The organism is Desulfosporosinus sp., assembly GCF_014237355.1.
Lineage (GTDB): Bacteria > Bacillota > Desulfitobacteriia > Desulfitobacteriales > Desulfitobacteriaceae > Desulfosporosinus.
This window is the reverse complement of sequence record NZ_JABZFS010000034.1, coordinates 1-11,621: the sequence shown is the minus strand read 5'-3', so window position 1 is coordinate 11,621 and position 11,621 is coordinate 1. Positions and strand designations below refer to the sequence as shown.

Below are 11,621 nucleotides of genomic sequence, written 5' to 3'. Positions count from 1 at the left end.
GATATTTCAATGTTAGTGTTGGGAAGGAAGCCCGGTGAGTATGTTATGATTGGTGAAGATATTAAAGTGAAAGTTATAAAATCCGAAGACGGGCATTTACGACTTGCCATTCAAGCGCCAAAAGACTTAATGATTGTTCGTGGCGAATTAACAGAACAACAAACTTCCAGAGCGTAACATTTTTCATAAAAAAACAAAAAAACTATTAAGGTTTTTTTGTTTTTTTACGATATAGAATATGAGGACATAAAAAATCAATTTATTAACTCTCTATATCAAGGACGATACATTTTGCTAAAATTTCTTGCAGGACGCAGGAGCATTTTAGTAAATGTATCGTTTTTTGTGTTTACTCACAAAAGTTTAATAAGCAAATAGAGTACAAGGATGAGTCGTTTTATACCTCTACCTATAAGGATATAGGAAATAGGGGTATGAACGGCTTTTTTATGTCTTCAGCCAAATTAATTCAAGGAGGATGATTTTATGTTGGTTTTAGGTAGAAAACCAGGTGAATACGTGTTAATTGGCTCAGACATTATGGTTAAAGTTGTGAAAAGTGAAGAAGGCGATCTGCGTCTTGCCATCGATGCTCCAAAAAACGTCAATATCTTAAGAGGAGAGGTCTACGAACGCAATACCAAAGCGGCCAGTGAACATTTGGATGTGTCATAACTAATTATTTTTTGGTAATAAGCCGAGTGGCCATGAGGCTTGTTATAAATGTGTGAACACGGAAGTTCACATAAATAAATAAATAAGTACACGGAGGTTTTAATTATGATTATCAATCACAATATGGCGTCTCTTAACACCTATCGCCAGTTGAGTACCAACAACGTTAACAGCTCCAAGTCACTAGAGAAACTGTCTTCAGGTCTTCGCATTAACAAAGCGGGAGACGATGCCGCAGGTCTTGCGATCTCGGAAAAAATGCGCGGACAGATCCGTGGATTGGACCAAGCTGCTCGTAACTCGCAAGACGCAATCTCATTAATTCAAACCGCTGAAGGTTCACTTAGTGAAACCCACAGCATTCTCCAGCGTATGCGTGAGCTGGCAACCCAATCAGCAAACGACACGAATGCAGATGCTGATCGCAACGAAATTCAAAAAGAACTCAATCAGCTGACGTCTGAAATCAACCGTATCGGAAATACAACGGAGTTCAACACTCAAAAGTTATTAAAAGGTGACATTGCAATCACAGGTAACGGAAGAGAATTAGATGGTGCTGCAAACTTAGCGAATGCTGGCGGAAAACTATCTAATGTTGTCGTTGATCCAAATGCCGCTATTGCCACAGGAAACTACAAACTTGAAGTGAATAAGGTCACTACAAATGAAGTATCGGGTAGTCAAATATCATCTACTACCGCTAGCGTAGCTGATATTGACGTGTCAAAAGTTAATGTTTTAGCACAAGACACAGGCTTAGATGAAGGGGCTTATAAAGTAACAATAACCCAAGATACTGTCAAGGCTATGACAGCTGCCGGTGCTACAGGCGATACTGGTATTTTAAACACAGCCGGAGGAACGAGTCAGCCAATAAGCGTATTGTCTGACTCTACACTAGATAACGCTCAGCATATTATTCAAGTGACCAAAACAGTTACTCAAGATTTCAATGAAATAAATGCGGGCGGAATCACCTTAACTGCTGCTACAGGTGGAGCTGTTTCTACAGCAGGGAACTACACGATTAAGACGGATGCTGTTGTAGATACAGCTGAGATTACAGACGCAGGGGGTCTACTGAACGAAACCACTGGTTCTCTAAGTAATCTAACTTTAGCAACCAATTCAACCTACAAAGCAGCTGACGGCTACAAAATTGTTCTTGAACAAAGTGGATCAAGTGCTAGCCAAGGTGCAAATACTGCACTGGGATCAGATGTAGATTTTGGCACAGCTATTGCCGATACAGCTATTAACAAGTTAGTAATTAATGGGGAAGACATTACCTTAACTCAATCAAAAGCCTTAGGTGATAATGTGGTGGCCGATGATGCTGGGCAGGCTTCTGTTATTCAGGCACTACAAGATGACATCGATGCAGTATTTGATGGAACCTCCAATGGCGGTCAGACTTTTACAGTATCAGTTGCAAACGATAAAATTACAATTACAGCTGATCAAGGCGGCCCGGAATCCGCTGTTAGTTTAGTTGGTTCGGAAGCAACAGCAGCAGGGTTATTTGGCTTTGACGCCACTGATATAAATGGAACAACTAATGCCACAGCAGGTGCAGCGGATACTGCCGACAATGTAACCATGAACTTCAAATTAGTAAATGGTGATGGTGATTTAGTTGAATCAACCACCGCCTCATTTACTAATACTTCCGGTTCTACAGCTATTAAGCTTGGAGATTTCAGCTTTAATGTCGATAATCAAAAAATGTATGCAAGTGATGCAGCCCCAACGGATGCGACCGCTGCAAGTACGTTTTCCGGAAAAGAACTTGATTTTGGAGGAGCAGCAGGTGCGATAGAATATAAGGTAACTGTTACTGCTGGTGATGGATCATATAAAGAGACCCAAATCGAACAAAATGATGCAGTGATGGATAATACAGCAATCACACTTAGCGATGGCACTAGCAATGACCAAGTAGTAACAATGGATATTGACGCATCCAAAATAATAGCCGGAAATGCTTATGCTGTAGCCGTTACCAATAATGATTCATACGACATCAAACTGTTTAAAGATAATGGTGGTACAGCTGACTCTGTTGATGGAACTGATACACAGATTGGTGGTGCAGCGGCTACAATAACATTAACCGGTGCAGATTTGAACGATGCTAGCAAGATTACTAATGTTCAAGTAGGCGGGGCAGGGGCTGGCCTATTAGTTGACTTTGATAAAACGCAACTGGAAGCATTAGCAAATAGTGCTGATAAACAAATCAAGTTAACCATCGAACAAGACACCAGAATGACGGCACAGGTATTTAAAGCCAATGGGGATGCCGTTACGGGATATAGCCAGACGACGCTAAATGATGATGCCGGATCAGCTGAAAACTTATCCATCGGTGAAGATATTTCTCTATACTACGCTACAGGTGGAGACCTTGCCGAGGGAGATATTTTCTTCTCAGTCAATGCAGGTGTAACTAATTTTGATATGTCCTTGATCGATACAAATACGGGTGAAGTAAAGGATAATAAGGCATTTAATGAGGGTGAAACCGTCGATTTTGATACCTATGGAGTATCAGTCGATACAGCTGCAGGGGTTGCTGATGATGCCAATGCTACATTCAAAGTTAAAGACGGTGTGGATGACAACTCATTGCAAATGCAAATTGGTGCTAATGCTGGTCAAAGTTTCTCTGTGGATATAAACGATATGCGTTCTGCTGCATTAAAGGTAGCTGGAACTGAAGATGCCACACAAACGGTTATAGATAATGGGGTGAGTTATACAGCTAAATTTACCTCAGCCAAAACGGTCACAAACGGCACAACGAGTGACGGTGCAGAAGCAGCATTAGACGTAAGCACTCATGAGAATGCTACTGCCGCAGTCAAGGTAATTAACAATGCGATTGAGGCGGTATCTGCAGAACGTTCCAAACTTGGAGCTTTCTCAAACCGTTTAGAGCACACAATTACTAACCTCGGAACGTCCGCCGAAAATATGACCGCTGCCGAATCCCGTATCCGCGACGTAGACATGGCTAAAGAAATGATGCAGTTCCAAAAGAACAACATCCTTTCTCAAGCTGCTCAAGCAATGCTGGCTCAAGCTAACCAACAACCTCAGGGTGTTCTTCAATTACTCAGATAATCATTTCAATAGTAATGGGGGACTCTGGTTATCCAGGGTCTCCTTTTTACATAAATAACATTTAAAGGTGCTGAATCTGCTATGGAACTAGAAAACGAATCACACCTCTTAGAGAGGCTAAAATGGGCCAAATATAGGCTACGAATCCTCGATGAAATCGAGGCGAAGCTGGAAGAAATGAGAGCAATAGCAGTTCATGCCAGGGATAATGATTTGGATAGTCAGGAAACTGACGAGTTGAATACAAAGATTCGAGCACTAGAAAAGGAAGTCAACGAACTCGACGAGAAGAGTAAAATTTGCTGGATTGACTGCCAGTAAGGATGGATCTGATGGACCTAGCAGGATTGTCAGTAGGGTTGAGGCAGGTAAAGCTTCAGCAGCTGGCTAGTCTCTCTGGCATCTGGTTGCTTCCATCATATATACGTTTCATAATGATGGGGCATCAGAGAAGGTAGGACTGTTAATTTTAGAGGGTTCTGTAAGCAGGAAATGGTCAGAATATTTCGTGGCTTTACGCCAGTTGAGTTCTAACAACGCCAACAGCGCTAAGTCACTGGAAAAACTGTCTTCAGGTCTTCGTATCAATCGCGCGGGCGATGACGCTGCTGGTTTGGCCATCAGTGAAAAAATGCGTGGACAGATCCGTGGCCTAGACCAAGCTGCCCGGAACTCGCAAGATGCCATCTCACTGGTACAGACGGCAGAAGGATCGCTAAATGAAACGCATAGCATTCTTCAGAGGATGAAAGAACTAGCTACTCAGGCATCTAATGATACCAATACCACGACCGACCGCGGTGAAATCCAAAAAGAAATTAATGCCCTGACCACAGAAATTAACCGAATTGGGAATACCACTGAGTTCAATACGAAGAAGCTTCTGGACGGAAGTGTTTCCTCGACTAAAAATACCAAAGGCATTTCTACCGAACTAGGGAAGACTTTTTCAGCTGACACAACCGCACTGTCCGCTCTACAACTGGACAGCAATAGTGCTCTAGCTAAAGGTGACTACGCTATCACCATATAGCAATACGGTTACAACCAACACTCGTGGAAGCTTTGTTTCTAATGCGGATTCTGTAACAGGCGTAACGGTGACTGATGCTAAAGACGGTGCTGGTGTTTCTTTTGCATCAGGAACATACAGCATATCCATCGCTAAAAACAATGATGCAGCGAATGTATCGGTAGGACTAGCAGGAGACGCGGTAGTATCCAATCTAAAGTTAGATCCGACCTCAACATTAACAGGGTCACAAACGATTACTACGTCTCGGACGGATACAATCAGCGGTTTCAATGCAGGTAGTACCGGAATCACCGGTGTAACCATCACTTCTGGAGCGGCGGGTGTTAGCGGAAACTACAGCATTGCAACCAGTGCAAAGGCAACAGCGGTTACGAATGGTAGTAATACTAGTGCCGCTACTACACTTGCCGGACAAGTAGTACTAAACAGCGCCAATGCGCTGGCTGAAGGGCACTATACGATTAAGTATGATCAAATTGCTGGCACGACTAACTATACAGCTACACTTTATAGTGGTGATGAACTGGACGAAAAGAGCAGAATCTGTTGGATAGACTTCCAGTAAGGAGGAACTAATGGACATTGCAGGATTGTCAGTAGGGCTGAGTCAGGTAAAGCTTCAACAGCAGGCGGCTATCTCGGTGACAAAGATGGCCATGGACACGGCTCAAACAAAGGGGGACACATGATTACGGAGTTGGCAGCTACGGTGTCAAAGTCGACTATCGAACAATCGGTGATGCCGAACCTTGGCAAAAACATTGATGTTAGTGGCGTTCTACAGTTACTCCGTTAATCTGATTAGAAGGGAATCTTAATACTGATAAACAAAGAGCTAGAGAATTGTTCTCTGGCTCTTTGTGTTGGTTTCTAATCCCAGAAAATGATAAAACTTACTCATAAATCTTTTCATCTAGAAGGTGGGCGTTTGGTGCATCCTCTTCCCAGTTACGTTGAGAATCCGGCTTGCGACCGGCAAGTTCTTTATAATATTCGTGCTGAATGATAAGATTCATTATTTCATTCGTACCCGTCCAAATCATGATCAAGCGAGTGTCTCTAAGCATTCTTTCGATGGGATAAACATTGGTATAGCCAATACCGCCCATAATCTGCATAGCAGCATTCACGATGGTCCAACAGGTTTCGGTGGCAAATTTCTTAGCTTCCGAAACGAGCCGACGGGCTCGAGGGGGTTCAATACCGGCATCAATAGCCTGAGCCGTTGTATAAACGAGGGCCATGGCTGCATCAAGCTGAGTAATGCTTTCCGCCACCTTAAAACTTACCCCTTCAAACTCTTTAATCTTCTGGCCAAAGGCCTTACGTTTAGTACTATAACGTGCTGCCACATCCAAGGCAGCTTTAGCAATTCCAATTGCACCTGACGCACTTGTCATCCTCTCGGGAATCATCATTTGATAGAAGATGGCAGCAGCCCCATGCTCTAGCCCGATTAAGTTCTCTATAGGTACTTTTGTATCCCTGAAAATAACCCGCCCGGCTCCTCCGCCCCGGGTACCCATTAAACCATAGACGTGTCCGACCTCCACCGTGGAGTCACGTTCGACCAAAAAGGCACTAATACTTTGATGGGGAGGAGCGTCATCTCTCGTTTTGGCGTAAACCATAAAGTAGTCCGCGCCTTCCGCACCGACGACAAAGCGTTTCTGACCATTTAGAATATAATGATCCCCAACCCGCTTTGCAACAGTGGTCGTGCCGAAAAAGTCAGATCCCCCCCTTGGCTCTGTCAATGCCTCTGCCGTACAGAGTTTTCCTTCCAAGGTTGGTTTCAAGAATCGAGTTTTTAAGTCTTCGCTGCCAAATTTATTAATTGCCTCTCCAACGATAGAGGGAAGGGAATAAAGACAACCTAAGCTGGTCCCTAAGGTACCGATTTCCACGATGGCCAGTACTTCTTCAGCCCAACCCATTTCCCGTCCACCCAAGGATTTGGGAAACCGTAATCCTAGTAGATTCGCTTTGGCTAGAGAATCAATATATTCCTTAGGGTAGGTAACCTTTTCCGCATCCATATCCAACACTAGTTGTTTTGGAACATTTGTGCGGACAAAGTGTGACGTTTCTTGAACTAGTGCTTTTTGTGTCTCATTAAGTAAGAAATCAAACATAGTTCCATCCGCATTGAACGGATGATTCACCTCTTTCAAAGCTTTTTTAAGCGTTCCACAAACTTGTTATGATAGTCCATTATTTCTTCTCGCATGACCTGCAAATCTTGTAACAGCTCATCAATTTCGGCCAATCGCTGCTCACCGTAGGCAATAGTCCGCTGGAGCTGTTCTCGTTCCGTGGGATCTGCATTATATAAATCAATCATTTCTTTAATTTGAGTTAACGAAAATCCTAGACGTTTTCCTCTTAAAATCAGCTTGAGCCGGCCACGTTCTCTCGCGCCATAAAGTCTCTGAGCAATATCCTCATGGCGTATCGGTTCAATCAATCCCACCTCCTCATAATAGCGTATAGTTCTAGCTGTAACGCCTAGTTCGTCAGCCAGTTCTGAAATAGTAAGAATTGGTCCGGATGTTTCTGCCATTTTTTGTCCCACCCTGATATATTTTATTTTTAATATTGTGAATATTATAATACCAGTTTACGTTAAAAGTCAATTAGGGGATAGAGTTCTTTGCACAGAACAAATACTAGATGATCTTCAGCAGGGTTAATTTGCAACCTGTTTGACTCGATCTTGGATTTAATTCTAACCGTTTAACCGGTAGGTTTCTTAGTTATTGTAAGCAGCATCAAAATGGATTAAAATGGTTGCAACGGATGTTATTGTATTAATGGTTTGTAAGGGGTGGAGGATTATGGATAAGATAGAAATAATTAAAATTGCGAAAAGGTTTGTGGAAGAATCAGAGCATAATAAAATACCTGAGTCGATTGCGCTAAGCGAAGCAGTTGTTGGCATGAGAATTTTTGAAAATCCGATTTTTGGCTTTGGCTCGGCTTTTGACCCATACTTTAAGAAGTTAACTGAACCATCGGTCATCGGAAAACATTTCCTTGCTCCTCAAGAATGGTTGCCGACGGCCAAAACAGTGATTTCCTTTTTTTTACCCTTTACTGATGTCGTGAAGAAGGGTAACAGCAGGGAAGGGGTATGGCCCTCGGAAGAATGGTTGCATGGCAGAATAGAAGGTCAGGCATTTATTGTAAAGCTCTGTAAATATTTGTGTGATGTATTGACAAATGCCGGTTATAAAAGTCTTTCACCATCTTTGGACAAGAGGTTTTGGGCAAAAGCGGGTTATAATAATGATCAAAAATCAGATAATCACAGTGGAGACGGAGTATATACAAGCAATTGGTCAGAACGACATATTGCATTTGTATGTGGACTTGGAACGTTCGGACTTTCTAAAGGCTTTATTACTGATAAAGGAATTGCCGGGAGGTTGGGAAGTATTGTTTCAGAGTTAGAGTTATCTCCTGACACTCGTGTATCAGATAACATTTATCATAATTGTTCTATGTGTGGTGCTTGTGTGAAAAATTGTCCAGTTAAGGCTATATCCCTTGAGACGGGTAAAAATCATATACTATGTTCGGAATATGTTAATAAAACTAAGGAAATGTTTAAACCAAGATATGGTTGTGGAAAATGCCAGGTAAAGGTTCCATGCGAAAGTAGTATTCCAAAAAAGATAATGTTTAAATAAATCTCCCGCCCTGCAATTTTGCCGCCGCTTTTATGTAGGTATGTAATTGCTGCCAGTAACAAATACTACTATCAAAAAAAGGTTAGATAGGATGTAAAAAATGAACAGAACACAACCAAGGTACGGAGTTGAAAAGCTAGTAAGATTAAGAAAAGTTTTACTTCATAACCCTATAGAATCTCTTGCAACTATCAATGAATCAAACTACAAGTATCACTTGTTTAATTATGTTCCAAAGGTAGATCAGTACTTAATTGAGCATGAAAAATATGCGCAGTTGTTACAAGCACATCAAGTTGAGGTGCTATTTGTTAGAGACTTTGTACACCACACAAAGGACTTGCTTGCCAAACTCCCGAATTTACCTTATCTACACGACACAGCTGTCATTACGAGTAAAGGGGCTATTTTATCCGAAATGTGTCCGGGTACTAGGGCGGGGGAGGAACGGGTTGTTAAGGAGGTTCTCACAAATATCGGCATACCTATCTTTCATGAATTTGAAACCCATGAGCAGTTTGAAGGTTGTTTAGTTTTGTCCCCAAATACGTTAATTATCGTGGATACTGAACGGCATAAACCCAGTACCATTGAAAAATTCTTTACTAAAGCCCTAGATATTTTCGAAGAAGTAATTTATATTGAGGCACCACAGGCACGAAGGTTTATGCATGCAGATATGATTTTCAACAGAATTAGTGAAGACTTAGCCCTGTATTTCCCCCCTGCATTTCTTAGAACTTACTTAATTACCAGACAGAAGCGGATTGAAATTGATCTAAAGACCTTTTTAGGAAAACGAAATATGGAACTAGTGGAAATAGATGATGAAGAGCAACAAAATTGGGGTTGCAGTTTTGTTGTATTAGAACCTAAGGTCCTTATTCACTATGATATGGCACTTAACCGTCAGACTAAAGAGAAGTTAAAGCAACGGGGCGTACAGATTATTGAATTTCATCCCGATGCCCTATTAGCCGGAGGAGGAAGTCTTCGCTGTCTGACCTTAAGACTTTGGCGTGCCTAGCTTAACTAGCAAAATGGGGTTCCTATTTAATGGGTATTAGTGAGACTAAGCTTTATAATGAGGTAGAGCTATGGTATTAGAACCGATAAACTATTCATTTTTCCAACAACCAACTCTAAGTTTAGCTCGTGCTTTGTTGGGGAAATTGCTGGTGAAAGAAACAGAGTTGGGTATGGCCTCGGGATGGATAGTGGAAACCGAGGCCTACCTTGGACCTGAAGATCGTGCAGCACATAGTTTCGAAAACCGACGAACTAAACGAACTGAAATAATGTTCGGACCACCCGGGTATGCCTATACTTATGTTATGCATACCCATTGCCTTGTTAATGTGGTAAGTGGAGAGATTGGGTGTCCTCAGGCGGTTTTAATTAGAGCTCTTGAACCATGTTGTGGTATTGACCTAATGTATCAACGGCGCGGAAAAGAGAAAAAGGAACGGGAGCTAACCAATGGACCAGGAAAGTTAACAAAATCCCTGGGTATAGTAAAGGAAGATTACGGAAGAGCCCTCTTTAAGTATCCGCTTTTTATCGCGGAAGGAAAAGAAATCGAATCTGTTGGGGTCGGTCCAAGGATAGGTATCACTAACAGTAGAGAGGCCGTACATTATCCTTGGCGTTTTTGGGTACAGGAAAATCCTTTTGTTTCGTCAAAAAATTCGTCAAGGATAAGAAAGTCACTCGTAAACCAACTTCTTAGTTAAAATTGCTAGTAATATCCCGAAAATCGCGGAAGTTACGGTATTTGAAATAGCAGTATACGTCTCGGTTTGGGTTAATCCGGGCATATGATATAGATTTGTAATAAAGGAATTAAACTGATAAAAACCCACTCCAAATACCATACCCTTTAGTAAATAATGTTCAAAGCCTAATATAGGCAGCAAGTAAGCAAAAACGACTCCCAATACTCCGTTTAGGCCTAATTGAACGACCAAAGCAAAGAACCCATCAAGAATTGTTACTGGTTCGTGTCCATATGTCATAATGGCTACCCAATCTACATAACGGAGTTTTGTAATATTGAGGTAGAAAAACAACAAATTCACCATATTTTGAACTATACCGGCAATTAAACCGGCAATAAGTCCATAATAAAACCTATCTTTCCTATTCATCTAGTGTACTCCTCTCTTAAGAGATATTTAATAAGTTTATCCTATAAGAATCTCAATATGCATACAGGCAACTTTGGGCCGGTCAAAGCTTTCTGGCATACCTCTGTGAGGATGTGATCAAGCCGGGCATTATATTTGTAAGAACCTTAATCGCTTCAAAAGAACTTCTGCTGAATAAATTTACCTTTTCACAGGACGGTCATTGATGGTAAGATTAGAGAAGACACGATTTAACGCTAAGTCGTGTCTATTTTTCACTAACCTGAAAAAACCAGTAATAATTTTTAGGAGAGACTTAGGAGTAGATGAAACGAATAAGTGAAATATTTAGTGATTATGAAGCAGAGGGTAACATCAATAGTGCTGTTGTACAAGCAGTGGTTTTGACTAAAAGTACGAAAACCCTGGAGATGAAAATCAGCTCTGATAAATATATTGAAACACGAGAGATTGAGTCCCTTAACCGGTTTATCAGAGAACGGTTAGCCTTAAACGATTCAATTATCACGGTAGAATACTCTGAGGGAACCCATAGAAAGCCCTTAGAAGAGGCACTCAACAATATTTTGTCATCGTTGGCGGAAAAGCATCCCGTCTTAAAAGGAGCTCTCAAAAATTGTGACTATGAGATAGCTCAAAATCAGATAAAATTTACGTTTAAATCAGCAGTATCCTACTTATTAAAAGCCCGAGGTTATGATAAAAAAATCCAAGAGGCCATAAAAAACCTCTACGACGCTGCCTATCAAATTAATTTTGTGGATAATGTGAGCAGTGAAGAATTAAAAAGGCTGCAGGAAGATACACAAGAAAAGGAAATTCTGCTTCTTCAAAGGGAAGGGGCTGTAACACCATGCCATAATACCTTTGAATCAGCTAAGGAAGCTGCGCCAATCAAGTCGGAAATCAAAGGAGAAAACGAAGGAAAAAAAGGTGATCCTT

12 protein-coding genes and 3 pseudogenes are annotated in these 11,621 nt (G+C 41.5%); 12 read left to right on the top strand and 3 right to left on the bottom strand.

Annotation, left to right across the window (positions count from 1 at the left end):
* The first annotated feature begins 9 nt into the window (after positions 1-9).
* The 8 genes and pseudogenes from HGJ98_RS06675 to HGJ98_RS06640 all read left to right on the top strand — a co-directional run bounded on the left by HGJ98_RS06675 (position 10) and on the right by HGJ98_RS06640 (position 5,529).
* Positions 10-177, top strand: coding sequence for a carbon storage regulator (locus HGJ98_RS06675; RefSeq protein ID WP_291350286.1), 168 nt, complete (start codon positions 10-12; stop codon positions 175-177).
* A gap of 309 nt (positions 178-486) precedes the next feature.
* A complete protein-coding gene (locus HGJ98_RS06670) occupies positions 487-675 on the top strand; it encodes a carbon storage regulator (RefSeq protein WP_291350285.1) in 189 nt (62 codons plus the stop codon).
* Between the two features lie 105 nt (positions 676-780).
* Positions 781-1,182 (top strand): annotated as a pseudogene (locus tag HGJ98_RS06665) (hypothetical protein); the annotation flags it as partial.
* Between the two features lie 2,130 nt (positions 1,183-3,312).
* Positions 3,313-3,804 (top strand): annotated as a pseudogene (locus HGJ98_RS06660) (flagellin); the annotation flags it as partial.
* 81 nt (positions 3,805-3,885) lie between these two features.
* Complete coding sequence (locus HGJ98_RS06655) at positions 3,886-4,125, top strand: hypothetical protein (RefSeq protein ID WP_291350284.1); 240 nt, start codon at positions 3,886-3,888, stop codon at positions 4,123-4,125.
* A gap of 187 nt (positions 4,126-4,312) precedes the next feature.
* Positions 4,313-4,699 (top strand): annotated as a pseudogene (locus tag HGJ98_RS06650) (flagellin); the annotation flags it as partial.
* 115 nt (positions 4,700-4,814) lie between these two features.
* Positions 4,815-5,405, top strand: coding sequence for a hypothetical protein (locus HGJ98_RS06645; RefSeq protein ID WP_291350283.1), 591 nt, complete (start codon positions 4,815-4,817; stop codon positions 5,403-5,405).
* Between the two features lie 10 nt (positions 5,406-5,415).
* Entirely contained in the window at positions 5,416-5,529 is a 114-nt protein-coding gene (locus HGJ98_RS06640; protein ID WP_291350282.1) for a YjfB family protein, read from the top strand.
* A 204-nt stretch (positions 5,530-5,733) separates the two neighbouring features.
* On the opposite strand, the gene HGJ98_RS06635 is transcribed toward HGJ98_RS06640, so the two are convergent.
* Together HGJ98_RS06635 and HGJ98_RS06630 are read right to left on the bottom strand one after the other, a co-directional pair.
* Positions 5,734-6,975, bottom strand: coding sequence for an acyl-CoA dehydrogenase family protein (locus tag HGJ98_RS06635; RefSeq protein WP_291350281.1), 1,242 nt, complete (start codon positions 6,973-6,975; stop codon positions 5,734-5,736).
* Positions 6,976-7,010: 35 nt separating this feature from the next.
* On the bottom strand, positions 7,011-7,403 hold the full coding sequence (locus HGJ98_RS06630) for a MerR family DNA-binding transcriptional regulator (RefSeq protein ID WP_291350280.1): 393 nt from the start codon (positions 7,401-7,403) through the stop codon (positions 7,011-7,013).
* 274 nt (positions 7,404-7,677) lie between these two features.
* Here HGJ98_RS06630 and HGJ98_RS06625 point away from each other — a divergent pair, with 274 nt between their 5' ends.
* From HGJ98_RS06625 to HGJ98_RS06615, 3 genes are all read left to right on the top strand, one after another.
* Positions 7,678-8,532 (top strand): 4Fe-4S binding protein, encoded by an 855-nt coding sequence (locus HGJ98_RS06625; RefSeq protein ID WP_291350279.1) that lies wholly within the window; start codon positions 7,678-7,680, stop codon positions 8,530-8,532.
* Positions 8,533-8,632: 100 nt separating this feature from the next.
* Positions 8,633-9,559: an arginine deiminase family protein gene (locus HGJ98_RS06620; RefSeq protein WP_291350278.1), complete on the top strand. Its 927-nt coding sequence runs from the start codon at positions 8,633-8,635 to the stop codon at positions 9,557-9,559.
* A 70-nt stretch (positions 9,560-9,629) separates the two neighbouring features.
* Positions 9,630-10,265, top strand: coding sequence for a DNA-3-methyladenine glycosylase (locus HGJ98_RS06615; RefSeq protein ID WP_291350277.1), 636 nt, complete (start codon positions 9,630-9,632; stop codon positions 10,263-10,265).
* Here HGJ98_RS06615 and HGJ98_RS06610 read toward each other — a convergent pair.
* Positions 10,239-10,679 carry a hypothetical protein gene (locus HGJ98_RS06610; RefSeq protein ID WP_291350276.1) on the bottom strand — a complete coding sequence of 147 codons (441 nt, stop codon included), beginning with the start codon at positions 10,677-10,679 and terminating at the stop codon, positions 10,239-10,241. The two genes, HGJ98_RS06615 and HGJ98_RS06610, sit on opposite strands and share 27 nt — an antisense overlap.
* A 305-nt stretch (positions 10,680-10,984) precedes the next feature.
* Here HGJ98_RS06610 and HGJ98_RS06605 point away from each other — a divergent pair.
* The coding region (locus tag HGJ98_RS06605; protein ID WP_291350275.1) for a PolC-type DNA polymerase III N-terminal domain-containing protein at positions 10,985-11,621 on the top strand (637 nt) is incomplete at its 3' end.